Here is a 25583-nt window from a genome sequence, read left to right as displayed (position 1 = left end):
CAATCATGTCGATTTTGTCGGATAAGTGGATTCGCGAGCAGGCCATTTCCCAAGGGATGATCGAGCCATTCGTGGAAAATCAGCGGCGGGACGGCTGCATCAGTTATGGCCTGTCCTCCTATGGCTATGACGCGCGCGTGGCAGACGAGTTCAAGATCTTCACCAATGTCGACAGCGCGGTGGTGGACCCGAAGGATTTCGCGGCGAACAGCTTTGTCGATCGCAAGACCGACTGTTGCATCATTCCGCCCAACAGCTTTGCGCTGGCCCGGACGGTCGAATATTTCCGGGTGCCGCGCGATGTGCTGGTGATCTGCCTTGGCAAATCCACCTATGCGCGGTGCGGCATCATCGTGAATGTGACGCCGCTGGAGCCGGGCTGGGAAGGCCATGTGACGCTGGAGTTTTCCAACACCACGCCCCTCCCCGCCAAGATCTACGCCAATGAGGGGGCCTGCCAGTTCCTTTTCCTCAAGGGTAATGAGCCGTGCGAGGTCAGCTACGCCGACCGGGCGGGGAAATATATGGGGCAGCAAGGCGTCACATTGCCTCGACTCTAGGGGACGTGCGACAAGGGCGAGGATGAATATCGATCGGCGCCAGTCATGCTGAAGTTTTTCCGCCGCGGTGCATCGCCAACGCCCTCGTTCGTGCCCGACATAGGCGAGGGTCGGCGCGTTTATGCCATCGGGGACATTCACGGGCGGCTCGACCTGTTCGAACAGCTGCTGCGGCTGATCGATCAGGATGACTCGGCCCGCACGACCCTACCCTGCCATCTCATCCTGTTGGGCGACCTGATGGATCGCGGGCCGCAATCGGCCGCCGTCATTGAGCATGCAATATCCTTGTGGCGGGCATCCCCGAATGTGCACCTGATCAAAGGCAATCATGAGGAAGTCTTTGTCGGCGCCGCGAAGGGCGATGCGCAATATGCGGGCTATTGCCGCCGCATTGGGGGCCTGGCCGCGCTTGAAAGCTATGGGCTGGAATCCGGCGTCAGCACAGCGATGACGGACAAGGACATCGCGTCATGGATGCTGGAACATGTACCCCGGGAGCATATCGAGTTCCTGAACGGTTTTGCGGATAGTCTGGTGATGGGCGACTATCTGTTCGTTCATGCCGGGATCAGGCCCGGTCTGCCGCTGGAGGAGCAGGACGCAGCGGACCTACGCTGGATCAGGGGGGAGTTCCTGCATGACCGGCAAGCCCATCCCTATATGGTGGTCCATGGGCACAGCATCACCAGCAAAGTCGATGAGCAGGCCAACCGGATCGGGATAGACACGGGCGCCTGGAACAGCGGTAAACTGACGGCGATCGGCCTTGAGGGCACAGAGCGCTGGTATTTGCAGACTTAGCCAGAACGGAAAGACGTCCGAAGTTCAGCGCCAGCCCTTCTCCTTCGCGGCAGCCTCCTGGGTCGCGTCGGCGGGGGAGCCTTCGATCAGGGTGCTTACCGTCGCCATGATGCGGGCGTCGGTGGAGGATGCCTGACGGTAATCCGTCGATTGGGGGGTGCCGGGAATCAGTTGCTGAACCTGCCAGCCTTCCCCTTCCCGGCAGGCCACTCCCGACAGGGCGCTGCCTTCGAAGCTGCGGCACCAGCCTCCGCCCTTGCGCTGAAAACTCAGGCCGATGCGGATCGATTTGTCCTGTTGAGCCGAAGCAAGTTGCGTCTCCAGAGCAGAGGCGAGTGCGCCCCTCGCCGTCATGACGCCATCCTTGACCGCAATTGGTCCAGCGGGGCCGCTCGACAAACGGCCGACGCCGAGACCCAGGACAAGGCTGGCGGCGATCGCGCCGCCGATGCCCCAGCTGCGCCATTTGGGCGCCGCAGCACGGGTGATGGGCGTGACCTTCGCCCGTTCCTCCAACAGCGCGCGCATGGCCGGTGGCACCGGCTCAGCTTCAACCGGCGCATAGTGACCGGAAAGACGCTGCCGCAAATGCCGGTGCATTTCCAGGCGCTGGGCCAAAGCAGGATCGTCCGCAACGGCGCGATCGACGCGGCGGCGAGTGATTTCGTCCAGCTCGCCATCGACCCAGGCGATCAGCATGGCTTCATCAATGTCGGTCATGCTGCTTCTCCCAGCAATTCGATAAGGGCGCCGCGTCCACGAACCAAGCGCGAGGTCAACGTACCCGTGGGCACGCCCAGAATTTCGGCTGCTTCCTTGTAGGATAGCCCCTCCACGAGAACGAGCGCGATGGCTTCGCGCTGCTCGTCGGGCAAAGCCTGCATCGCGCGATCGACGTCGGAAAGCATGACGTGCGCCTCTACATGCTGGTCGCCAGCATAGCCGACATGCTCGCCTGCCTCTTCGGGTGCGAAAGTCCGCACGGCGCGCTGCCGCGAACGGCCTTCATCGATCCAGAGATTGCGCATGATACGATACATCCAGCTGTCCAACCTAGTCCCCGGCTGCCATTGCTCGCGCGCCTGCAGCCCTCGCTCCAGCGCTGCTTGGCAAAGGTCGTCCGCATCGGCCCGATCCCTCGACAAGCTGACGGCGAAGCGGCGCAGCCGGGGGAGGATCGCCAACAGATCGTTTTCGAACGACATCCGGTCTCCATCACGTGTTCAAGGATGAAACGGCTGTGCCCGTTCGTTTCATCCCCGAAGAGGTATATCTACCGGAAATAAATTCGCGATGACTCATTATGGATGCGAAAGGAGCGGAAAATTCGCCTCCGCGCCAGTCGAGGATGAAGAGACAGAGATGAAGGCCCTACGTTCCTGGATCGTTGCGGGACTGCTGCTGACAGGTCCGGCGGCACAAGCACAATTGTTGCCGTCCCCCAATGGGGCCTTGGGGCAGGTAGGAGGGATGGTTCCGGACTTGCTCAACGACGCGGAAGGCGCGCTGAATCGGGTTCCTCCCACCCGCTTGGCAGAACGCCTCGTGGCGGCGAGAGCGGCACGGATTGGTGATCTGCTACGACGGCATGGCGACAGCGTGGAACTGGACGATCGGAAAGAGGCCGCGCGGCGTGGCGTCATCCTGCTGACGGGTGCCAAGCAGACCAGCATCGAAGCGTTGCATCGCGCGGGCTATGCGGTGGCAAGCGAGCCCATCGAGGGGATCGACCTGCTCCTAACGCGCCTCACGGTGCCGCCCGGCCGGAGCCTCTCCCGCGCGTTGAAGCAGGTGCGCTCGATCGCACCAGAGGCGGAGGTGAGCGCGGATAATCTCTATTTCCCCGGCGGTGCGGCGCCCAAGTCGGGGAGTGCAGCCTTGGCGGGGACAGGGCCTGTCCGATCTCGAGCGGCGGGAATGATCGATGGTGGCGTCGCCCGTCACGCGTCACTCACTGGCGCGGTCGAGCAGCGCGGCTTCGTTCGCGGCGCGCCTCGTGCCAGTTCGCACGGCACGGCGGTGGCGTCCTTGATCAGTGGAACCGGGTCCATTCGGGGCGCGGCGCCGGGTACGCCGCTGCTGGTCGCAGATGTTTATGGTGATGATCCAGCGGGCGGCAGTGCCTTCGCGATCGTGCGAGCGCTGGGATGGATGGCGGCGCGCGGGGTCAACGTAGTCACCTTAAGCCTGGTCGGACCCGATAATCCTCTGCTGGCAGGAGCCATCCGGCTGGCGCGTGAAAAGGGCGTTACGGTGGTAGCGGCGGTCGGCAATGACGGTCCGGCTGCGCCACCCGCCTATCCCGCATCCTATCCTGATGTCGTGGCGGTGACGGGCGTAGATGGCCGCGGGCGCTTGCTTCCCGAAGCGGGGCGCGCCCGGCATGTGGATTTCGCGGCGCCCGGCGCGGACATGAATGCCGCGCGCACCGATGGCGGCAAGGGCCGCGTGCGAGGCACCTCTTTCGCCGCGCCGCTTGTCGCAGGGCGGCTGTTTGTGAACGGTAGCCTGAGCGGGCTGATCGAGGAGGCCAAGCCGGAAAGCAGCAAGGCATTCGGGCATGGTATTATCTGCGGCAATTGCAGAAATATTGATTGAATATCAGCATCTTGTCAAAAATATTTCGGCGCCAGGAATTAAATCGCATCGCCATCCCGTTGTCCTTGCATCGGATCGACAACGAACAAGGAGACGATCGATGAAGAAGACAATCATTCTTGCCACTGCCTGCCTTGCCGCCCTGACTGCGGTTCCTGCGTCTGCCCAGCTGCTGGGTGGTGGTGGCGGCCTGGGCGGTGGCCTTGGCGGCGCTCTGGGCGGCGCTGGTGGATCGCTCGGCGGCGCATTGAGCGGCTCGGGCGGCATCGGCCTCGACCGCAGCATCGATCTGGACAATGGGCGGGTTGCGGCGAAGGGTTCTGGTTCTGGCCGGGCTGACGGTGCGGCGACTGGCTCTGTAACCCACAAGGGAAAGAGCCACGGCGCAAACGCGGCGGGTTCAGCCAGTGGATCCGCCAGCGGTGGCCTGACCGCCGACACGCTGGGCACCAATGATGTCGCCAATGCAGTAGGCGGCGTTCGGGATCAGGCCAGCCAGACGGCGGGCGCAGCGCGAGATCGCGCGGTCACGGCAGGTGCAGCGGCGCAAGGGCAAGCCAGCGCTACCGCACAAGCGGCACGCAACCGGGCCGGTGGCGCACTGAGCGGTGCTGGATCGGCGGCCGGTAACGCGTCTGGCGCGGCTCAGTCCGGCGCGGCAAACTCAGCCGGTAGCGCCAGCAACGCTCTCAATGGAGGCGCGGCGCTTAATGCCACCGGCACGCTATCGGGAAGCGGCCACGCATCAGGCTCCAGCGACAGCACGTCGTCCAGTCAGGCGGACAATTGACCCCACTCGGGCGGATTCCCCACTTCGGGCTTTAAGCCCGCCCCCTTTCCGCCCCTCCGCCTGACAAGACAGGGCCGGTGATCCAAGAGGTCACCGGCCCTTTTCCATATCAGGAGAGATTGATCGAGCACGGTCGCATCAACGACAAAGGCCGATGATCCCATAGGATCACCGGCCTTTTGGCACCCGCGCAAGGTTGCAGGGTCAGGCGACCTTGGTCGCGACCTCTTCCGCTTCATCGGGATCCCGCAGCACATAGCCACGGCCCCACACGGTTTCGATATAATTATCACCACTGCAGGCCAAAGCGAGTTTCTTGCGCAGCTTGCAGATGAAGACGTCGATGATCTTCAATTCGGGCTCGTCCATGCCGCCATAGAGATGGTTAAGGAACATCTCCTTGGTCAGGGTCGTGCCCTTGCGGAGCGAGAGCAGCTCCAGCATTGCATATTCCTTGCCGGTCAGGTGGACGCGGTTGCCGTCCACTTCCACGGTCTTGGCGTCCAGATTGACGGCCAGCTTACCCGTGCGGATGACGGACTGCGAATGGCCCTTTGAGCGGCGAACCACGGCGTGAATGCGCGCGATCAGTTCTTCGCGATGGAACGGCTTGGTCACATAATCGTCGGCGCCAAAGCCGAAGGAACGAACCTTGCTGTCCATCTCCGCAATGCCGGAAAGGATAAGCACCGGCGTCTGCACCTTGGCGGCGCGGAGCTTCTTCAGCACGTCATAGCCGTGCATGTCCGGCAGGTTCAAATCCAGACAGATGATGTCGTAGTCATACAACTTACCCAGGTCGAGCCCTTCCTCGCCAAGGTCCGTAGTGTAGACGTTGAAGCCTTCGGTCGTGAGCATAAGCTCGATCGCCTTGGCCGTTGTCGGTTCATCTTCTATTAGCAGAACGCGCATATTGAAGCCCCTGTCCTTGCAGATCCCGTCAACCCCTAAGAACGGCGTCTGCTCCAATTCATTAACCAAAAAACTTCTGAAGGACAAAGGTTAATTTTTCGCTAACCCGCAGAAATGCGCGAGTCGCGGGAATTTGAATCTGTTTGAAAAGATTTATTGTCGAAGTGATTCATTTTGAGTCAAGATAGATTCACCTGCGCAACGAAGCTTCAGCAACCGTGGTTGCGAGCGATGAAGTCGAGCAGCGCCTCGACCCGCGCAGGCCGCAATCGCGAGGGCGGCGTGACCAGATGCAAGCCAAGTGGCGGCGGCCTCCAGTCGATCAGGACCTCCTCCAGTTTACCTGAAGCGAGCGCTTCGCCCACTATGAAATCGGGCAGCCGAGCAACGCCTATGCCTGCCCGGAGCGCCGGCAGCATCGCTTCACCACTGTTGACGGTTAGGCGCGCCCTTACCTGTATCACGACATTCTGCTGCCCCGGCCCCGAGAAGCGCCATACGTCAGGCGTCGGCGCATTGGCATAGCAAAGACAGTCGTGGGCACCGAGGTCGGACGGATGCTTGGGCCTGCCCCGCTCCTCCAAATAGGCGGGAGAAGCGATGACATGCATCTTGACGTCACCCAACCGCCTCGCGCGGAGCGAGCTATCGGGCATGTCGGCAATGCGGAGGGTGGCGTCGAGCCCCATCTCGATCATGTCTATCCGCGCGTCAGAGAGATGAAGATTGATGTCGACGGCGGGATGAAGCTTGGCGAACTGCGCGACCAGCGGCGCGATGCGGAGTAATCCGAACGTCATCGGCGCGCCTAGCCGAATGGTTCCGGACAGTTCGTCGGTATCCTGGCGAGCAGCTTCCTCCGCCGCCTGCCCTTCCTCGAAAATCCGGGCGGCGTGACTGGCGAGACGCTTGCCGCTTTCGGTCAGGGCAAGGCGGCGACTGGTGCGATTAAACAGGCTGGTCTCAAGATGCTGCTCAAGGCGTGTGACGGCCTTTGAAACCGTCGCTTTCGACACACTGAGCGCCTTAGCGGCATCGGTGAAGCTGCGATGCTCCACGACGGCGGCGAACATCGCCCAGGCTTCAAGGTCAGGAAGACGCATAAAGGAAACAATCCGTTTCAATGCTGCCGGTTTAAGAAACGATCCTGATCGCTAAATCAGTTGGAAGCAAGCGGGAACGCTTTTCCCGCAGCAACGAAAGGCACAAATATGATCACCGCCGCAGGAAACCGCATCGAGCGTCGCCCCTTCGAGACGCTGGGTCATGCCGACCATGGCTGGCTCAACGCCCGCCATCATTTCTCCTTCGCCGACTATCATGACCCTGACCGCATGGGCTGGGGCGCGATCCGCGTGTGGAATGACGATGAAATCGCGGCGAACACCGGATTTCCTCCACATCCCCACCGCGACATGGAAATCGTCACTTATGTTCGCAAGGGCGCGATCACGCATCAGGACAGCCTGGGCAACAAGGGCCGCACCGAGGCTGGCGACGTACAGGTGATGAGCGCAGGCACCGGCATCCGTCACTCCGAATATAATCTGGAGGATGAGACAAGCACGCTGTTCCAGATCTGGATCATTCCCAAGGCGCAGGGCGGCGCGCCAAGCTGGGGCGCCAAGCCTTTTCCGAAAGGCGATCGTGCCGGACGTCTGGTGGTGCTGGCCAGCGGCTATGCGGAAGATCAGGACGCGCTGCGCATCCGCGCCGACGCGCGGTTGCTGGGCGGCACCATAAAGGCTGGCACCAGCGTGACCTATGAAAGCGCGGAGGGACGGCACCTGTATCTCGTGCCCGCGACTGGGCGGGTCGAGATCAACGGCCAGACCTTTGAAGCGCGCGACGGCGCTGCGATCCTGGGCGGCCAGCCCATCACGATCACCGCGATCGAGGATAGCGAAATCGTCCTCGTCGATAGCGAATAGGCCCGGAAGGCCTATCGGCCGCTCGCTCACCTTGCCCCCCTGAGGGGGCGAGCGGTCGCATTATTCAAGAAACCTTTTTCCGATCAATGCATTACCAAGACTGGAGACACTTCATGGCTAAGGTGCTGGTTCTCTATTATTCGTCCTACGGCCACATCGAAACGATGGCGAAGGCTGTTGCGGAAGGCGCGGCCGCCGCTGGCGCTCAGGTTGACATCAGGCGAGTGCCCGAAACCGCGCCCTTGGAGGTCGCCCGAAATGCGGGCTTCAAGCTGGAGCAGGATGCTCCGATTGCGTCGGTGGCGGAACTCGCCGACTATGATGCAATCATCATCGGCACCGGCACCCGCTTCGGCCGCATGTCGAGCCAGATGGCGGCTTTCCTTGATCAGGCAGGCGGCCTTTGGGCGCGCGGCGCGCTTAACGGAAAAGTGGGCGGCGCCTTCACATCTACTGCTAGCCAGCATGGCGGGCAGGAAACGACTTTATTCTCGATCATCACCAATCTGCTGCATTTCGGCATGGTGATCGTGGGGCTGGACTATGGCCACGCCGGGCAGATGGGCGTCGACAAGGTGCGTGGCGGCGCACCCTATGGCGCCACGACTATCGCGCATAGCGACGGCAGCCGTCAGCCTGACGAGGATGAACTGGAAGGCGCCCGGTATCAGGGACGGCGGATCGCGGAGACGGCAATCAAGCTGCACGGGTAGAAATTTGGCTGCACTCTTCCCCTCTCGGTGCAGCGGTTGAGCCTTGGGTCGCAAGGCACAACGATAGGGGCCGGTGCATAGGATGGATGCACCGGCCTCTTTTTTCAGAGGAACAGGCGACCGCCGACCGGGCTGGCGCGCAAAAGATAATAGACGGCGATGGGCAACAGCAGCGCATGGAGCAGCAACCAGGGCTTGTCCAAATAGGGCGAAAGGTAGTGGATGACCGCGACGTGCAAATACATGATGACAAGTGAGGCCCTGCCCACCGCCGCGAACCATCCGCCAAAAGGCGCGACATGGACCGAAATGCGGAAGATCAGCAGAGACGTCGCCACAGCCGAAGCAAGCGACAGGATCGGCCACCCGTAATCGGCGGCCTTCATGTTAAGCGTGGGAAGCAGACCGGATAGCCCCGCCAGCGCCAGCGCGCCCAAGGGGAGCCACATCCAATGCCTCCACGGCACCTGCTGCCATAAGGCTCCGATCCAGAGCAGTACAAGGGCCATGGGCACCGTCAGCAACCCCAGCACGGACGTTTGCGTAACCTCCCCTGCTACATACGCTACAACTAGGACAGGTAGGATCGCGATACACCAGCGGCGGTCGAGCGGATCGGGCCAACGGGACAGCAACGCATTGAACAGCATCCGCGCGGCCATCAGGCAGGGTACGAACCAGAATATCGTGTAGGGACCGCGCAGCCATGATCCGCCAAGAAGGATCGGCAATATGTCGTCCGGCCATTGGTTGAAGATAGGCCGCTGCCCCTTCATCGGCTCGATGATCTGATCCGCAATGATCAGTAATGCCAGGAAGGCTGCATAGGGGCGCATCTGCGACGCCAATTGCCGCAGGGCGAACCCCTTGGGCGGCTGCGGGCGGGAAAGCAGGCCCGACAGCAGGAAGAATAGCGGCATGTGGAAGCTGTAGAGCGCGTCGCGCAGGGGGCCACTCCTCCACACATGTCCGGCCACCACGGCGATGATACCAATGCCGCGCGCCACATCGATCCATTCCAGTCGCCCGCCACCCTGCACCCGTTCCGATGGCGCCGACTTGTGCTGAACCTCGTTCCCCCTGTTCTCCATGGCTTCCACGCCCTATAGGACAGCGCGCGCCCGTCAATCTTTCCAACTGCTCCCGGAACCACTCCTTGACCCTACTGCATGACCGAGTCCTCTTCATCGATGGTGAAGCCATCATTCTCGACAAGCCCGCCGGCTTGCCGGTCGATGCGCCGCGCGACGGTTCGCTGAGCCTGGAGAACCACCTTTCGTCACTGACCTTCGGCTTTCAGCGCTGGCCTCTGCCGGTGCACCGGCTGGACCGGGACACCAGCGGCTGCCTGCTGCTGGCGCGCAATCCCAAGGCGCACAAGCGCTATGCCGCCGAGTTTGAGGCAGGAACGGTCAGCAAGCGCTATGTCGCGGTCGTGGAGGGCGTGCCGGACGCGGAAAGCGGCGTCATCGAACTGTCGCTGAAGAAAGTCAGCAGCGCGGCCAAGGGCTGGCGCATTATCGCGGCGAAGGAAGGAAAGTCCGCCGTGACCGAATGGCGAAAGCTGGCGGTGAAGGACGGCCGCTCGCTGATGGTCTTCACACCACGCACCGGACGAACCCATCAGATTCGCGCTCATACATTATATGGCTTGGGCTTCGCCATCGCTGGCGACCCGATATATGGCACCGGCGAGGGACCAATGCTGCTACACAGCCGTTTCCTCAGCGTCCCGCGCGGGAGCAAGGCTCCAGCAGAGGCGACAGCTCCCCTGCCCGCCACCTTTGCGGCGGCTGGTTTCGGGCCGGAGTATCTGGATGATGCCGGACTTTGACATTCCGGAAGATGCGCTGGAGGAGCGCTTCATAACCGCCGGTGGCCCCGGCGGGCAAAATGTCAACAAGGTCGCCACTGCCGTTCAGCTAAGGGTGGCCCTCTATCGCTTGGGATTGCCAGTTCATGCCTTCCGAAAAATAAAGGAACTGGCGGGATCACGCCTGACCTCTGGCGGGGAGATCGTAATTCAGGCGTCCCGCTTCCGCACGCAGGAGGCCAATCGCCAGGATGCCCGCGACCGGCTGGCCGAGATGATAGCCGAGGCCTACAAGCGCGATCCCCGGCGCATCGCCACGAAGCCGGGCAAGGCGGCAAAGGCACGCCGCGTGGACGCCAAGAAGGCGCGCAGTTCAGTGAAGCAGGGGCGTGGCAAGGTGCGGATGGATTGAGGACTGCCAATGTTTGATTTCAAGGCGCCAGCCGATGGCGACAAGTCAACGCTCTATGCGGACCTCCTGTCGGCAGTAGAGGCAGTGACGGACGGCGAGCCCGATGCTGTCGCCAACATGGCCAATGTCGCGGCGCTAATTTGGCAATTTCTTCCGGACCTTAACTGGGCAGGCTTCTATCGCATGGTGGAAGGTCAACTGGTGCTTGGCCCGTTTCAGGGGAAGCCAGCCTGCATCCGCATTCCCTTGGGCCGGGGCGTCTGCGGCACGGCGGCGGCAACGGGAGAGACGCAACTGGTCGAGGATGTCCACACTTTCCCCGGCCACATCGCCTGTGATGCGGCCAGCGCGTCGGAGATCGTCGTGCCCGTGACGGTCGATGGCCGCGTCGTTGCTGTGCTTGACCTCGATAGCCCTGCCCCGGCGCGTTTCGATATCGCCGACCAGAATGGGCTTGAGATGCTGATCGAACGGATCGCCGCTCGCCTCGCCACATAACCCTGCTCCGTTTCGGGACAGGCGGGGCGTTCCCCCCGCGTGGATCGAGGCGGATCATCATGCTAAACCAGACGTTAACGTCACGGCCATGCTCAAGGCAGCCATGAACAACGGGGAGTTTTGCATGCGGATCTGGAGCATCATGCTGGCGGGCACGGGCCTTGCCCTCGGCCTCGCTACACCGGCTTTAGCAGGTGATGCCGCCGGGACTGGCGCAACGCTCCCTGTCCTGGGCAAGAGTTTTTCCGGCATGCGGCCGGTTCATGCCGGAATGCACCGCGGAACGATGGTCCACCGCTGGGGTCCGCGCGTTCAGGGTCGCTGGTTCGCGGGCTGGTATGCGCCGGGCGGTTGGGGCGCTTACCGGCGGCCGGTCATGGGCTATGTCCTGCCATCCTATTGGGTGAGCCCCACCTACCGGATCGGCAATTATGGAAGCTATGGCCTGCCTGCGCCCGCCGATGGCTATGGTTGGTCCCGCTATTATGACGACGCCGTGATGGTCGATCGTCACGGCCGCGTCCGGGATCATCGCAGCGATGTCGATTGGGATGCGCGCGATCATGAACCGGATCGGCCCGGCGTCCCCTATGATGATGATGTGACCGCGCATGACGGGCCTCCGCCCCCACCCCATGAATATGAAGGGCGCTGGACCGGCACCTGGCGTGACGAAAACGGCCGCACGGTGAGCGGCGAATATGAAGGCCGTTTCGAAGGCGAGGCGCGCAGTAACTATGGAGTGGATTATGACGCTCCGCCCTATGGCGCACCACCGCCGATCGTTCGGCATGATGGCCCCGGCGCCCCGGTCGTGACGACGACGCAGGCCCCCGGCTACATCGCGGGCGGCTATTATTATCCGGGTGCCACGACAACGACAGTGGTCATCACGCCGACGGTCACTACCACCAGCTATGTGACCGAAACGACGACGCGTCGCCATGGCGTCAAACGCAGGTGCAACTGCAAATAGGATCAGGGGTTTAGCCTGTCTGAAGACCCAGTGGGCAAGGACAGGAGAGACGGCATGATCCATCATGTGTCGGTTGGGACAAATGACGTCGAACGCGCGCGGGCGTTTTACAACCCGCTGATGACGCTGCTCGGCTATCGCAACATACGCGATTATCCGCATTCACTGGATTATGGCGTGACGGACGTGGCGTTCAGCGTCGAAACGCCCGTGAATGGGGATCGAGCGGCGCCCGGCAACGGCATTCATATCTGTTTCGAAGCGGCCGATCGCGAAGCCGTCCGCGAGTTCTATCGACTGGCGCTGGAACTTGGCGGAACGGACGAGGGCACGACGGGCGTTCGCCCCAATTACGACGCCCATTATTACGGGGCGTTCGTGCGCGATCCGGATGGAAACAAGATCGAGGCTGTGACCTTTGCCGCGAGATAGACGCATGCAGCCTTGTGGCGGTCGAGGCCGAGGAGGCTATTTCCGGAAGATGCCCGCCAGTTCGATCGGCAACGGCGGTTCGTCGCGAGGAACTACGCCCCGGATGGCCTGCGCCTGCTCCTGCGGGTCGAAACGAACCCAACCGCTGCGGCTCAGCTTTTCCAACGGGCGGTAGCGGACCTTATACTGCATCCGCTGCGACCCTTCGACCCAATAGCCCAGATAGACATAGGGCAGGCCCGCCTTCGCGGCGCGCAGGATGTGATCCATGATGATGAAATTGCCCAGGCCCTTGCGGTGCTCCAACTCCGTGTCGAAGAAGCTGTAGATCATCGACAGGCCATCGCCCTGCCGGTCGGTCAGGCATGCACCGATCAACTTGCCGGGGCGGCCATTCTTGCCGGGCTCGCGATATTCGACGACATGGCTTTCGACCGGGGTCTGCTCGACCATGTCGGCGAAATCCATCTCGTCCATCTCGGTCATGCCGCCGCCCGGATGACGCGCCTTGAGATAGCGCTGGAGCAGTTCGAATTGCTCCTCGGTGGACCATGGCTTGCATGCCGTGACGATCAAATCGCTGTTGCGGCGAATGAGCTTGCGTTGCGTGGCGTTGGCCGTGAACTCTCCTGCCACCACGCGAACCGACACGCAGGCGGAGCAGTCGGCGCAACTTGGCCGGTAGGCGACATTCTGGCTGCGGCGAAAGCCGATGCGGCCGAGCGCATCGTTAAGTTCCGCCGCATTGTCGCCGTTAAGTTCGGTAAAGACCTTCCGCTCGCTCCGGCCCGGGATATAAGGGCACGGGCTGGGGTTCGTCACAAAGAAGCGCGGAAAACGAAATGGTGCGCTCACCCCACGGTCTCCGTCAAAACGCTGCGCGAAACTTGAGTCATGGACAGACTATGACGCCCGCAGCCTTCCGTGAAAAGGTCATTTACCACGAAAAAAAACGTACTCCCTACGCCGGGAGGCCGATCAGGCAACCTCGATCGGCGCTACCTCATATCCGGCGGCGCGCAGGGCTGTGATCAAGCGATCAAGATGCTCCCCGTCGCGGGTTTCGCATTCGACGTCGAGGCTAAGGCCCTTGGCGGGAAGATTGGTGAAGATGCGCTGATGCGACAACTCCAGAATGTTGACCGCTTCCTGATCGAAGATGCGGGCGACATGGAACAGCGCGCCGGGGCGATCCTGCAAGATGATGCGCAGGCGCGCCAGACGACCCGACCGCGCAAGATCGCGCAGCAGCACGTTCGCCAGCAGGCGCGTGTCGATATTGCCCCCCGTCAGGACGAGCCCAACATTGCGGCCCGCAAACATGTCCTTGTGCATCAACAGCGCGGCAAGCCCAGCCGCGCCCGCGCCCTCGACCACCGTCTTTTCGATCTGGAGCAGCAGGCTCAACGCCTCCTCCAGATGCCGTTCATCGACCAGCAGGACGTCGTCGGCCAGGCGCTCGACAAAGCGGCGCGTCAGCTCACCCGGCTCCTTCACCGCGATGCCTTCGGCCAGCGTATCGCCATCGCAGGCCAGGTTCGCCTGCTTGATATGGCTGTACATCGACGGATAAAGTTCCGCCTGCACGCCATAGATGCGGATGTCGGGCTTCATCGCCTTGGCCGCAGTGGCCATGCCGGAAAACAAGCCGCCACCGCCGATCGGGATGACCAGCGTGTCGATCTCGGGCGCGTCCTCCAGCATTTCCAGCGCGACAGTGCCCTGCCCGGCCATGATGTCGGGTTCGTCGAACGGGTGGACGAAGGTCAGGCCATTTTCCTTGGCCAGTTGGCGTGCATAGGTGCTGGCGTCGTCGAACTTCTCGCCATGCAGCACGACCGTCGCGCCATGCCCTTGCGTCTGCGTCACCTTAACCGTCGGCGTGGTCACGGGCATGACGATGGTCACGGGCACGCCCAAACGGCGGCCGTGATAGGCAAGCCCCTGCGCGTGATTGCCAGCGGAAGCGGCGATCACGCCCTTTTCCTTTGACGCCGCGTCCAGCTGAAGCAGGCGATTGAGCGCACCGCGCTCCTTGTAGGCAGCGGTAAACTGGAGATTTTCGAACTTCAGGTAGACCTTACAGCCGAGCATTTCCGACAAAGTCTGGCTGATCAGCGTTGGCGTATGCACGACCGCGCCCGAAATCCGCACGCGCGCCGCCAATATGTCATCGACGGTAACGGGCAGCGGCATCGCGCTTTCGATCTTGCTCAACGTGTTCATGCGCTCGCCCCTAGCGGAAATTTACCTCGGAAGGAACTGGCCCTTGGCGAAATCTCGTCCTATGGCAAAAGGCCACGCGGCTAACTGTACGAGGCATATGGCTAATATCGCGTTTATCGGTCTGGGCGTCATGGGCGGCCCGATCGCCGGGCATCTGGCGAAGGCCGGACACGAATTGACCGTCTACAACCGTTCCATCGGAAAGGCGAAGAAGTGGGCCGAGGCTTATGGCGGCGCCGTAGCGGTCACCCCGGCCAAGGCGGCGGAAGATGCCGAAATCGTCATCAGCTGCGTTGGCACCGACGATGACCTTTCGCAGGTCACCGTCGGCAAGGAAGGCGCGTTCCGGACGATGAAGCCGGGCAGCCTGTTCATCGACCATACGACGGTATCGGCGCGGATCGCGCGGCAACTGTTCGTCGAAGGGGAAAGCCGCGGACTTCATTGCGTCGATGCCCCCGTATCGGGCGGTCAGGCAGGCGCGGAAAACGGGCGCCTGTCGATCATGTGCGGCGGCACGGGACCGGCGGTCGAGGCCGCGAGGATCGTCATGCAAAGCTATGCCGCCCGTATCGTGCATGTCGGCGGCGCGGGAGCCGGGCAAACGACCAAGATGGTGAACCAGATTTGCATCGCGGGCGTTCTGCAAGGGCTCTCCGAAGCGCTACGCTTTGCGCAAGCCGCCGAACTGGATCTGGACAAGGTGTTCGAAGCCGTGTCCGGCGGCGCCGCGCAAAGCTGGCAGATGGATAACCGCTGGAAGACTATGGCACAGGACAGTTTCGATTTCGGCTTCGCCATCGATTGGATGCGCAAGGATCTTGGCCTTGCCCTCGAAGAGGCGCGTGCCAATGGCGCGACCCTTCCGGTGACCGCATTGGTCGATCAATTCTACGCCGATGTGCAGGCGATGGGCGGAAGCCGACAGGATACAAGCGCGCTGGTGAGGCGGATCACCAAGGCATGAAGCGCGCCCTTTTGGCGGCTATCACCGCGCTCGCCCTGCCCTTTCCCGCTTTGGCGTCGGGGGTCATCGACAATGTGAATGGCATCGCGGTCGACGCCAATGGACGCACAGTGCGCTTTCGCGCTCTGCTGATCGACGATGAGGGCAAGGTCGATAAGCTGCTGCCCGGACGCTATGAAGCGCCGCCCCGCCAGAAAAAGCTGAAGAAGGGTGAGAGCTGGCCGAAGGGTCTGGACTTCCAACTGGACGGCGGTGGCAAGACATTGATCCCCGGCCTGATCGACGCGCATGGCCATGTCATGGCGTTGGGCCTGACGCAGATCACGCTCGACCTGTCCGGCACGCGCTCACTGGCTGACGCGCAGGGCAAGATACGGGAATATGTCGCCGCCAATCCCGGACGGAAATGGATCATCGGCCGGGGATGGAATGCCGAGCTTTGGGGCCTTAATCGGGCGCCCACCGCTGCCGATCTCGACGCCGCCTCCGCCGATGTCCCAATATGGCTGGAAAGCGCGGATGGTCAGGCGGGCTGGGCCAATTCAGCGGCGATGAAAGCCGCTAACATCAGCACCACAAGCAAGGCGCCTGCCGGTGGCCGGATCGAAATGACCGGGGGCAAGCCGTCCGGTGTGTTCGTCGGCAAGGCGATGGACCTTATCCAGCGGGTCGCCCCCCCTCCCGCCCCCAAGGACCGCGACATCGCGCTGGAAAAGGCACAGCAATTGTTGCTGGCGAACGGCGTCACCGGCATTGCCGACATGGGCACCACGATCGAGGATTGGCAGGCATTTCGCCGCTCGGCCGATCGCGGCGCGCTGCGCCTGCGGATCATCTCCTATGCGCAGGGCCTCAACAATATGGTGCTGATTGCAGGACCTGAGCCGACGCCGTGGCTCTATGATGACCGACTGCGCATGGGCGGGCTGAAACTGGCGTTGGACGGATCGCTCTCGTCGCGCGGAGCATGGCTCAAGGCCGATTATGCCGACGCACCGGGGCAGCGTGGATATTCGATCATCCCATCCACGCAGCTGCGCAACATGATGAGCCGCGCGGCGATGGACAATTTCCAGATCGCGGTGGACGCATCGGGAGACGCGGCTAACAGCGAACTGCTGGATGCGATCACGGAACTGGGCCAAACCTACAAGGGCGACAGGCGCTGGCGGGTTGAAAAGGCGGAGGTTGTCGACCCAACTGACCTCCCCCGCTTCGGGCAAAATGGCGTCATATCGTCTATGCAGCCTGCGCTTCAGGCCGCAAACTGGCGCATGGCGGTCGCGCGCATGAGCGAGAACCGGTTGAAGGGCGGCTATGCATGGAAAGCGATGCTCGACAATCACGCGCCATTGGCGTTCGGCTCCGGCGCACCTGTGACTAGTCCGAACCCCTTTGTCGGCATGGCCATCGCTATGAGCCGCGAGGATGCATCTGGCGAACCGGCAGGCGGATGGATGCCGGAACAGCGGGTGAGCTTTGAGGCAGCGCTTGACGGCTATACGCGGCAGGCGGCCTTTGCGGGTTTCGCGGATAAGCGTTTTGGCAGCCTGATCCCCGGACAGAGGGCGGATTTCATCCTCATCGACCGGGACATCTCCGTCGCTCGGCCCACCGACATACGGACGACGCAGGTTCTGGAAACATGGATCGGCGGCAAGCGGGTCTTCATGAAGGGCGCCAAGCCCTAGATTATAGCACGTCGCCCGACGCGTTCATCGCATCATCGATGGTTTCAGGCAGCGGCGGCAACACCGGCTTGTCGCATCCAGCAGCCTTCATATGTGCGCGGAGCGCGTCCATGCGCCCGAGATTCCAGCGAGCGAGCGGTATGCCCAACGGGCGGAACTCGGCGCGGTCGAACAGTTCGACGACATAATGCTGGCAAAGCTCGTCCACCTGCCCCAGCGTCAACATGCCAAGGTTCATCACCATGGGCCGCCCCGGCACACCGTCCCGGCCGCGCACAAGATCGGTCACATATAATCCGCCGCGCGGATCGACCAGCACCACATCGGCTTTCGACGCATCGATCATACGATGGCTGGCGGCATAGGGCGCGACGAACACATGCGTGCGCCAGACCAGAAAGGCGCTCATCGCGACCGTTATCGCCACGGCTAGGTAAATGGGCCGCATCGCCGCTGGACGGAAACGCGCCCAGCCTAGTCCCGCCAGCAGGCAGAACGGCCCGATGAAGCCATGGGCATAGCGAAAGCCCCAGCCATAGCCCTGCGCCAGCGCCAGCGCGCAACCGGCAAAGCAGCCGAACGCCAGCGGCAACGCGATTTCCTGCCCCCGCAATGCCTTGCGCCATTGCATCGCCATCACGCCCAGCGCCGCTAGGGGCACCATCAATATGTTGTTCCATGCAGCAAAGCGGCTGAGGTTGACCAGCGGTTGCCAGCGGTCCCCCAGGCGTTCGAACAGGCTCCCCACCTTGTCCGCCACTCCTGCGGAAGGCCGGACATCGGCGGCAGGCCCCAACGACTGGACGAGAAATCCGGGCCAAAGCTTTGCCCACACGACAACGATGGCGATGAGGATCAGGACGTGAAATGCGGCCACAGCCCAGCGGCGCGATAGCAGCATCCACAATATGAAGGGCGCGATGAAGATCGGCGGGAAATGCCACTGATGCAGGCCAGCCGCCACCAGCGCGACGGCGCCAGCGCTGACATGACCGATCACCCCACCCCGGAGGACAAGCGCGAGCCAGACCATGTTGAGCGCGAAATGGCCCGTCATCGCATAAGGGGTCATCGCCGTGACCCAGAGCTGCGTGGACGACAACCCAAGCAGCATCGTCACCCAAACGGCATCGTCCCGCGTCGGGAACAGATGCAGCGCCACGCGCCACAGGGCAAAGAGCCCGGCGATCAACAGTGCGGGACCCGCCAGGTTCGGGTCTCCCAATTGCCAGAACAGAGCCTGGATCGCGCTGTTCACCGGCAGATAGGCAGCGGTCCAATAGTCGGCAGCGCCGAAGGGAGAGAAGAATTCCGGCATGATCGCGCGCCGATAGGCTTCCCATTCGGCGGGGATCGGCCGGGCGAACAATCCTTCTCGCATATAAGCGGCGGCAAAGCGCGCGACTTCCTCGTCTCGCGAAATCGAATAGTTCTGGAACAGCCAGTAATGGCCCGCCCAGGCGACGAGGCCAAAGACGACGATCAGCGGCACGATCACCCGCCCGCGGGGCTTTGGCAGGCGGAACCCCATCCCCTCGGCAAAAAGCGCCGCCAGCGTCAGCAGTAACAGCCCGCCCAGCAGCGCGGGGAAATCCTGATCCAGAAACAGGATGACGGCCAGGCTGACACCTTGCCGGTACGTCACATGCCACAGGAAAGTGGCGCCCAGCCAAAGGGTCAGGCCGATGGCACCCGCCAGGAAAAGGCGGCGGGCATCGATAGGCCGGGCGGGCGGAACGTACATTCAGCTTTCCTGCGGCAGCAGCGTCCGGTTGACGAAAATGCCATCCATTTCGACGAGCAGCGGAAAATGTCCCTTGTTGTTGGCGAAAAAGGCCGAGGGGATAAAATCGCGCTGCTCCAGCCAATCGATCATCGCCTGATAGCTGGTGCCGTTTTCGTAGATGGGCCGCACGCCAAGTTCGGTCTGCACGCCCGCCATGGCGGCGATCGCGGCCCCCGCGCCTTCGCAGACGGAAAGGTCATGACCCTGCGTGTCCATCTTCAGGAACGGACGGGAGAATCCATGCTCCGCCCGCAATTCCGGCAGAAGCGTGTCGATCCGCCTGCATTGCATCTCGACCGTCCGGGTGACCTTGTTGCGCTCGGCAAAGATAGCATCCTGCCGATCGGACGGCTTCTTGAGCGAGCTGAATTGATCGGCCGCCATGATGTTGAAACTGGCGGTTCCTTGAAAGTCGGACAAGGCGAGGTTGAACACATGCCATTTGAGATCGGAGGCCGCCCGGTGGGATAGCTCGGCAAAAATATCGGGATTGGGTTCAAAGGACAGAATCGTGCCGGAAAAGCCGACGTCCTTGCGCAACATCACCGCATATTGCCCCCGGTTGGCGCCGACATCGAACACGCAATCGACCGCAAAGGCTGAAAGAAACCGACGAAGCGCCTGGATCTCCGGATATTGATGCACCCGCCCGGCGATGGCGAGGCGGATCGCCAGCGCGCGGTCGGCCAGTTCGCGGACATATCGGCTCATGCGCGCGAGGCCATAACGGAGCGGTAGATGCCGATCGTTGCCAAGGCCATGTCCTTCCAACTGCCCATAGTCTCACCATAGGCGCGTGCCGCCGCGCCAGCCGTCTGCCTGATGGCGGGGCTTTGGATTAGCCGCAAGAGGGCTTGAGCAAGATCGTCCGGATTTCCGGCCGCTGTGCGGATCGCCACTCCCTCGGGCAAGGCGGCGAACATACCCACATCCGATGTTACCATCGCCTTGCCATGGTGCAGGGCAGACAGGAATGCGCCGCTGGAATCGATGTGCCGATAGGGGAAGATGATGGCGTCGGCCTTTGCCATATGCGCGTCGAGCCGCCCTTCGGTGAGGAAGCCAAGGTCGGCAATCAGCCGGTCGGCAAAGCCCTCAGCCCGGACTCTTTCCAGCAATGGCGTTACATCCATGAAGGGCTTACCCGCCACCACCAGTTCGAAAGCATGACCCGCCCGCCAGAGCGACATGCAAGCCTCGATCAATATATCGACGCCCTTATAGGGCCTGATCGTGCCGAAGAAGAGCAGGCGCGGAACCGAGGGATCGGGAATAGCGGCCAGATCGGCCGAGGTTGCCGGTGCCAGACGCATCGGGGGGTGGGGCTTCACATGAACGCGGGTAGGTGCGATCCCCTGCGCATCCAAAGCCTGCCGCGTCGTATCGCCATGCACGATCAGCGCATCGAACAGGTCGAGCAAAGCGCGATATCCCCTGCCCTGCACGCCTGCATCGGCATGATAGGCATCCGCATTGTGGACCGTATGGACCAGTGGAACCCGCCCCTTCAATCGGCGCAACAGCAGGCGGTCGGCGGGCGCGAGTGGCAGCCATTGGAAATGCGCAACGTCCGCTGCTGTCAACGCACTGACCCGGCCAAGCGCGCAGGCAGCACCATATTCGGCAGCCTTGATCAGACGAAAGGCCTTGCCCTCCCCCAATCGCGCTCGCAGCGCTTCACTTCGGCGGAAGAAGCGCGGTTCGTATCGATAATATTCCGGCGCGATGGCGTCAGTGGATCGCATCGGGCGGCCGAACAAAGTGACATCCGCGCCCAGTCCAGCAAGACCGCTGCACAGGCTGTCATCATATCGCCCGGTGAAAAGCGACGGATCGACCATTGCAATCTTCATCGCGCGGCCGAACCTTGCAGCAGACGTCGCAACGACAGGGCGTGAAGCGCCGCAACCACGATCATCGTCAGCGCATAAATCGCGAGGAAGCCTCGATCGAACCAATCACCCAGCATCATGGCCAGCGGCACGCTCAGCAACGATCCGGCGAGGAAGGGAAGAGAACGCTTGAGCAGGTGGGAAAAGCGCCCGAGCGCCGCCTGGACATAGACCGACACGCAGATCAGCGTCAGCGCTAGCAAAGCGCCATCAATCAGCAGCAGATCGGTCATACCAATGGCGGCTCGTCCAGCGAACAGCTTTGCGAAGACCCACTGCCCAAGCATCAGCAACGCAGCCGACGCGGCAAAGGCGAAGATAAACCCAGCCGCCAGTGCGCGTGTCAGCAACTGGCGCAGGCGGGTCCGGTCTCCCCCATGAAAAGCAAGGGTGATGCGAGGAAGCGCGGCCTCCACCATGGCGCGGATGGCCATGGAAAGCGCCCGCGACATCTTAAACAGGAAATCGAAAAGCAGCATCGGCCGCGCGTCCTGCGTGGCGAACGCTATGGTGAAATAGGGCGCATTATAGGCCACGATCTCCGACACGGTGAACAGCGCCGACGCACTTATATCCCGCAAATAATGGGTGCGCACATATGCCCCGCCCCGGCGAAAGGCCAGCCAGTGCCGCGTCGTCATCCCCAACCGACCATGCACCAACTTGATGGCATATCCGATCACAGCCATGCTGATGACCAGTTGCAGCGCCACCGAAAGACGCGCGTCCAATCCTTTGAGGATGAGCAGCAGCAGCGCGATGGTCATCATCCGCCGCACGCAATCCAGCATCTCCCAAACGAAATTCCCATCGACCGCCGCCAGCGCCCGTTTCGCGAGCAACGCCGGAAGGTTGATGCAGGCGGACAGGAAGAAAAGAATGAAGAGAAGCGGCATCGTCGTGTCGATCCCGCCCGCCACCAGCGCGACGAGGAGGATCACCACCCCGCCAAGGATCAGCATGCCCAGAAACAGGAAAAGGACGCCCATTTCTTCCAGACGGAAGCCGTCCCCGCTGTCTCCGTCATGGCCAAGCCAATGACGCCGCAGCCGGGCATAGATAATGCTGGTCAGGCCGAACTCGGCCGAAATGGTGAAGTTGCCGAAGGCGACCAGCAGCAGGAACGCCTGAAACTCGCGCAGCGGCAGGACGCGCACGAAAACATAAGTTACAGCAAAACCCCAGATCAGCGTCAGCCCGACATTGGCGAGCTTGATGAGGGCGATGAAGCGGGCAGACCCTTCCATCCTGGCGATGGTCCTGCCGACCAGCGCGCTCACCGGGCGGCGCTTCCTACTGGCTTGCGGGCGCGAAACAGACGGTCATCCAGCGCAAAGAAATGGCGCGTATCGGCATCGATCCCGCTCGCGTCGATCTCCTCCAACTGGAAACCCGCGGCGCGAATACGATCGGCGAAATCCAGACCATATTGGCGCACATGGTCCCACTGGCCAAATCGCCGTTCCCGCTCGCGGGGCGGAATGTCGAAGCTGCCATCCTCGGTAGGCTTGTCCCACAGCGGCACGATCAGCCAGGCTTCGCCGCCGGGCTTCAAAGCGCGATAGATATTGCGCAGGACGGCATGATCGTCGGGCACATGCTCCATGACATGACTGGCGTAGAACAGGTCATATTGTTCAGCCTCCTCCAACGCCATCAGGTCCACGCGGCGCATGCCGGGCACCGAATAGCGCGCCGGATCAAGATCGGCGGGCACATAATCGGCGGCGGAAGAAAAGCGACGGACAAGGCTGACTTCGTTAGGCGCCATGTGCAGGATGGACCCATGCTCCGGAACTATAAGGGCCTTTTCCGCGATCAAATGGTTCATCAGCCGTTCGCGCGGCGAGGCTCCGCAACTAGGGCACCCCCATTCCACATTCTCGCCATAGCGGAAGAAGCCGACGACCGACTGCCCACATGCGGGGCACGCCCGGTTTGCGCGCGCACCCGTCGCCTTGCGCAGAGCAAGCATGGTCCGGGTCAGGTGCTTGCCGACAGCTTTCGCCACCCGCTGGAAAGTAATCACGCCTTGGCTCCGATCAGCATTGGGGAGGGCCTATACATGATGCCCCGCCTTTGGCGAGAGGGATCAGCGTGACTTTGCGGGATTCCAGACGGTGACCGTGCGGCCCGACATGGCTTTCATGACCCCCTGAAGCGTCGCAGCATAGGCGATGAGAATGTCGGTCACCGCCGCCAAAGGCCCCGACTTCGCCCGCAAGCCCATCGTCAGCAAAAGTAACGCGAACACCATCCCACCAAGAGCCAGCAAAGGCGAGATGCGGAGTGCCAGCAACAGGGCCGCAATCCCCCCGGTCAGGATGGAGACTCCCCCAAACCACCTGATGATCTTGCGGGACGTATATTTGAAACGGTCGAGCGCCTTCATACGCCGAAGCTGAGGCCGAAGGTGCAGATGCGTGTGCCAAGCTCGCGCGGCAATTCGAACCTTTCGCCGATATTCATCGCCCCTGCCCGCAACCAGTCTTTCCCTGGCGATGACGTCCTTCGCCTTGACCAGCCGCGATCCCGCGAACACCACCGCCATCGACACCGTCAGGTCGTCAAGCACACTGTCAGGAAACACAGGATAGAGCGCGCGACGGATGGAAAAGATCGAACCGTCCGCCCCCAACACATTGCCAGTGCGAGACTCCTCGTCCTTCAGACGCTCCTCCATCCGCCAGTAGAGCGAACCCACCGACGCCGTCGCGCTTTCTCCCTCGCCCATATAATGCAGCGAACCCAGAACGCCTCCCACCTGCGGATCCGCATAGCGAGCAAGCAGATGGCCGATCGCGTCCTCGTCCAGCATCACATTGGCGTCGGTGAAGATCAGCACGTCGCCGACAGCACGCGCCGCAAGCTGCTTCATGCCATGCGCCTTACCGCTGCGCCCCGGACCCTGGATCAGCGTCACCAGATCGCTCCGCGCGGCTATCAGCGACGCGGTCTCATCGGAAGAGCCGTCATCAAAGGCCAGAATCTCAAGGCCGGGATGGCGGCGCTTCAACATCGCCAGATTGGCCAGTTTCTCCGGCATCGCCGCTGCCTCGTTATAGGCGCAGAAAAGCAGCGAAGCCGAGGGCACTTCACCCGCGCGCGGCGCCTCCGGCTTCGTCGGAAGGGCGCGCAGGATTAGCGGGTAAAAGAGGAACGGCCAGAGCAACGCTACGACCGACCCAACAAGAACGAGCAAAATGATCAGGTCCAAACCGCGCATCAATAAGCCTTGTGATGCACCAGCACCCCGATGGTCGCCATGATTATACGCAGGTCGCGCCAGATCGACCATTTCGTCACATATTCGAGGTCCGACTGGAGCCGGTCGATCAAGTCCTGATGATGGTCTGTCGATCCGCGATGACCGCGAACCTGCGCAAGGCCGGTCATGCCAGGCTTGATGCAATGTCGCTCCCAATAGCGCTCATCGACTTCCCAATAGAGGCTGTCGCCCGCCTTCGCCGCTGCGGCATGTGGACGCGGTCCAACGATGCTCATGTCGCCGCGCAGCACGTTGAAAAGCTGCGGTAGTTCATCGATGCTCGTCCGGCGCAGGAAGCGTCCGACCGGCGTCACCCGATCATCATCCCGCGCCGTTAGCTTGTCCGCCTTGTGGTCAGCCGCGTCGATCCGCATCGACCGGAACTTGTAGATATTGAAGGGCCGCGCATCGCGCCCGATCCGGGGCTGTTTGAAGATCACGGGTCCGGGGCTGGTCAGCTTCACCGCCAGCGCGGCTGCTATCAACACCGGCGAAATGGCGATGGTCGCGGCTGTCGCTACGATGATGTCGAAAATCCGCTTGATGATCCGGTCCCGGAACTGAAACGGGCCGCCCGCCACGATGATGGTCGGTTGCCCATCGAACTCATCGACCCGCGCTGGCGCAAAACGTAGCAATTCGGGCACCACGATCTCACCGCGCGCGGACAGGGATTTCAGCGCCACCGACCAGTCGCTCATCCGCTCCATCGGGCATGCGACGATCACACGCTCCGCCATGCCGACCGCCGCCGCCAGCCGTGCCGCCATGTCGGCATCGTGGCTGGCAGGCCGCAAGTTGGCGGCGGCCGCGTCGATCACTTCCATATGCGGGCCGGTCTCTATCTCCACGCCATCCATGATGACGGCGGTAAGGTGCGGCACCTCGCCCAGCAAGCGAGCGCCAAGCCGGGCAATCGCCAGCCGTACCAGCGCGACGCTGATCGCCGAAAAGCCAAGGCCGACGACAAAGGTCAGACGCGAAAGCTGCTCGGCGATCTTTCCCAAATAGACCACCAGCAGCATCAGCAACGCCGCCTGCGCCAGCGCCAGCAGCCCACGGAAGATGCCCCGCCGGATGTCGTCCAGCATGTGAATGCCGTAAGCCCCGCCCTGCACCGCCAGCAATATATAAAGCGGTGCGACCATGGCGAACATCACGAGGCCATGCGGCTTCCCGGGCTCGCCCAGCAGCGCGCCCAGCACGAACCAGTTCGCCAGCAGAAATGACAGGAACAGCCCCGCTAGGTCCCCAAGGAGGCACAGCAGATAAAGTCGCGCTCGAACTATTTCCTTCGAAACTGTCACTTGCGTC

27 protein-coding genes are annotated in these 25583 nt (G+C 62.3%); 13 read left to right on the top strand and 14 right to left on the bottom strand.

Translation table 11 applies throughout. The annotated features are described in order from the left end of the window. The first annotated feature begins 5 nt into the window (after positions 1-5). A complete protein-coding gene (dcd, locus tag ACZ51H_RS03760; RefSeq protein ID WP_449472091.1) occupies positions 6-560 on the top strand; it encodes a dCTP deaminase in 555 nt (184 codons plus the stop codon). 45 nt (positions 561-605) lie between these two features. Then, entirely contained in the window at positions 606-1364 is a 759-nt protein-coding gene (locus ACZ51H_RS03755; RefSeq protein ID WP_464802480.1) for a metallophosphoesterase family protein, read from the top strand. A 24-nt stretch (positions 1365-1388) separates the two neighbouring features. On the opposite strand, the gene ACZ51H_RS03750 is transcribed toward ACZ51H_RS03755, so the two are convergent. Further along, complete coding sequence (locus ACZ51H_RS03750; protein ID WP_464802479.1) at positions 1389-2084, bottom strand: anti-sigma factor family protein; 696 nt, start codon at positions 2082-2084, stop codon at positions 1389-1391. Next, complete coding sequence (locus ACZ51H_RS03745; protein ID WP_464802478.1) at positions 2081-2569, bottom strand: RNA polymerase sigma factor; 489 nt, start codon at positions 2567-2569, stop codon at positions 2081-2083. The genes ACZ51H_RS03750 and ACZ51H_RS03745 overlap by 4 nt, the downstream gene beginning before the upstream one ends. Positions 2570-2657: 88 nt before the next feature. Between ACZ51H_RS03745 and ACZ51H_RS03740 the strand changes: the two genes are divergently transcribed. Then, entirely contained in the window at positions 2658-3962 is a 1305-nt protein-coding gene (locus tag ACZ51H_RS03740) for a S8 family serine peptidase (protein WP_464802477.1), read from the top strand. A gap of 100 nt (positions 3963-4062) precedes the next feature. Further along, positions 4063-4752: a hypothetical protein gene (locus tag ACZ51H_RS03735; RefSeq protein ID WP_464802476.1), complete on the top strand. Its 690-nt coding sequence runs from the start codon at positions 4063-4065 to the stop codon at positions 4750-4752. Between the two features lie 204 nt (positions 4753-4956). Here the strand turns inward: ACZ51H_RS03735 and ctrA are convergent, their stop codons facing one another. Next, a complete protein-coding gene (gene ctrA, locus ACZ51H_RS03730) occupies positions 4957-5664 on the bottom strand; it encodes a response regulator transcription factor CtrA (RefSeq protein WP_196226306.1) in 708 nt (235 codons plus the stop codon). Between the two features lie 209 nt (positions 5665-5873). After that, positions 5874-6767: a LysR family transcriptional regulator gene (locus ACZ51H_RS03725; protein WP_460987926.1), complete on the bottom strand. Its 894-nt coding sequence runs from the start codon at positions 6765-6767 to the stop codon at positions 5874-5876. Positions 6768-6875: 108 nt separating this feature from the next. Between ACZ51H_RS03725 and ACZ51H_RS03720 the strand changes: the two genes are divergently transcribed. Then, positions 6876-7595 (top strand): pirin family protein, encoded by a 720-nt coding sequence (locus tag ACZ51H_RS03720; protein ID WP_460987925.1) that lies wholly within the window; start codon positions 6876-6878, stop codon positions 7593-7595. A 113-nt stretch (positions 7596-7708) separates the two neighbouring features. Further along, positions 7709-8308: an NAD(P)H:quinone oxidoreductase gene (gene wrbA, locus ACZ51H_RS03715; protein ID WP_460987924.1), complete on the top strand. Its 600-nt coding sequence runs from the start codon at positions 7709-7711 to the stop codon at positions 8306-8308. A 104-nt stretch (positions 8309-8412) separates the two neighbouring features. Here wrbA and ACZ51H_RS03710 read toward each other — a convergent pair whose 3' ends face one another. Continuing rightward, positions 8413-9399 carry an acyltransferase family protein gene (locus ACZ51H_RS03710; RefSeq protein ID WP_464802475.1) on the bottom strand — a complete coding sequence of 329 codons (987 nt, stop codon included), beginning with the start codon at positions 9397-9399 and terminating at the stop codon, positions 8413-8415. Positions 9400-9464: 65 nt separating this feature from the next. Between ACZ51H_RS03710 and ACZ51H_RS03705 the strand changes: the two genes are divergently transcribed. The 5 genes from ACZ51H_RS03705 (at position 9465) to ACZ51H_RS03685 (ending at position 12439) form a co-directional block, all read left to right on the top strand. After that, positions 9465-10142, top strand: a complete 678-nt coding sequence (locus ACZ51H_RS03705) for an RluA family pseudouridine synthase (protein WP_464802474.1) — start codon at positions 9465-9467, stop codon at positions 10140-10142. Then, complete coding sequence (gene arfB, locus ACZ51H_RS03700) at positions 10129-10533, top strand: alternative ribosome rescue aminoacyl-tRNA hydrolase ArfB (protein ID WP_464802842.1); 405 nt, start codon at positions 10129-10131, stop codon at positions 10531-10533. The genes ACZ51H_RS03705 and arfB overlap by 14 nt, the downstream gene beginning before the upstream one ends. A 9-nt stretch (positions 10534-10542) precedes the next feature. Next, on the top strand, positions 10543-11031 hold the full coding sequence (locus tag ACZ51H_RS03695) for a GAF domain-containing protein (RefSeq protein WP_464802473.1): 489 nt from the start codon (positions 10543-10545) through the stop codon (positions 11029-11031). A 124-nt stretch (positions 11032-11155) separates the two neighbouring features. After that, on the top strand, positions 11156-12007 hold the full coding sequence (locus tag ACZ51H_RS03690) for an RcnB family protein (protein WP_449472078.1): 852 nt from the start codon (positions 11156-11158) through the stop codon (positions 12005-12007). 54 nt (positions 12008-12061) lie between these two features. Further along, positions 12062-12439, top strand: a complete 378-nt coding sequence (locus ACZ51H_RS03685; RefSeq protein ID WP_464802472.1) for a VOC family protein — start codon at positions 12062-12064, stop codon at positions 12437-12439. A gap of 36 nt (positions 12440-12475) precedes the next feature. Here ACZ51H_RS03685 and ACZ51H_RS03680 read toward each other — a convergent pair whose 3' ends face one another. Beyond that, on the bottom strand, positions 12476-13294 hold the full coding sequence (locus ACZ51H_RS03680; RefSeq protein WP_460987918.1) for an arginyltransferase: 819 nt from the start codon (positions 13292-13294) through the stop codon (positions 12476-12478). 123 nt (positions 13295-13417) lie between these two features. Next, positions 13418-14665: a threonine ammonia-lyase gene (locus tag ACZ51H_RS03675; RefSeq protein WP_449472074.1), complete on the bottom strand. Its 1248-nt coding sequence runs from the start codon at positions 14663-14665 to the stop codon at positions 13418-13420. 97 nt (positions 14666-14762) lie between these two features. On the opposite strand from ACZ51H_RS03675, the gene ACZ51H_RS03670 reads away from it, so the two are divergent. After that, the gene (locus ACZ51H_RS03670) at positions 14763-15632 is read left to right on the top strand and encodes an NAD(P)-dependent oxidoreductase (RefSeq protein ID WP_196226316.1); all 870 of its coding nucleotides are present in this window, start codon (positions 14763-14765) and stop codon (positions 15630-15632) included. After that, positions 15629-17323: an amidohydrolase gene (locus ACZ51H_RS03665; RefSeq protein ID WP_464802471.1), complete on the top strand. Its 1695-nt coding sequence runs from the start codon at positions 15629-15631 to the stop codon at positions 17321-17323. Before ACZ51H_RS03670 ends, ACZ51H_RS03665 begins: the two co-directional genes overlap by 4 nt. Position 17324: 1 nt before the next feature. Here ACZ51H_RS03665 and ACZ51H_RS03660 read toward each other — a convergent pair whose 3' ends face one another. The 7 genes from ACZ51H_RS03660 to ACZ51H_RS03630 form a co-directional block, all read right to left on the bottom strand. Then, positions 17325-19067, bottom strand: a complete 1743-nt coding sequence (locus ACZ51H_RS03660; protein WP_464802470.1) for an MFS transporter — start codon at positions 19065-19067, stop codon at positions 17325-17327. Then, entirely contained in the window at positions 19068-19820 is a 753-nt protein-coding gene (locus ACZ51H_RS03655; RefSeq protein WP_464772214.1) for an FkbM family methyltransferase, read from the bottom strand. Then, positions 19817-20962, bottom strand: coding sequence for a glycosyltransferase family 4 protein (locus ACZ51H_RS03650; protein ID WP_464772213.1), 1146 nt, complete (start codon positions 20960-20962; stop codon positions 19817-19819). Before ACZ51H_RS03650 ends, ACZ51H_RS03655 begins: the two co-directional genes overlap by 4 nt. Beyond that, complete coding sequence (locus ACZ51H_RS03645; RefSeq protein ID WP_464772586.1) at positions 20959-22248, bottom strand: hypothetical protein; 1290 nt, start codon at positions 22246-22248, stop codon at positions 20959-20961. The genes ACZ51H_RS03650 and ACZ51H_RS03645 overlap by 4 nt, the downstream gene beginning before the upstream one ends. Positions 22249-22277: 29 nt before the next feature. Beyond that, entirely contained in the window at positions 22278-23030 is a 753-nt protein-coding gene (locus tag ACZ51H_RS03640; RefSeq protein ID WP_464772212.1) for a class I SAM-dependent methyltransferase, read from the bottom strand. A gap of 63 nt (positions 23031-23093) precedes the next feature. Further along, complete coding sequence (locus ACZ51H_RS03635) at positions 23094-24227, bottom strand: glycosyltransferase (RefSeq protein ID WP_464802469.1); 1134 nt, start codon at positions 24225-24227, stop codon at positions 23094-23096. Further along, positions 24227-25576: a sugar transferase gene (locus ACZ51H_RS03630; RefSeq protein ID WP_464772210.1), complete on the bottom strand. Its 1350-nt coding sequence runs from the start codon at positions 25574-25576 to the stop codon at positions 24227-24229. Before ACZ51H_RS03630 ends, ACZ51H_RS03635 begins: the two co-directional genes overlap by 1 nt. Positions 25577-25583 lie beyond the last annotated feature (7 nt).

Source organism: Sphingobium sp. TomMM15, from assembly GCF_055397045.1.
Note: the sequence above shows the minus strand (reverse complement) of the source record. Positions and strands in the feature narration are given on the sequence as shown.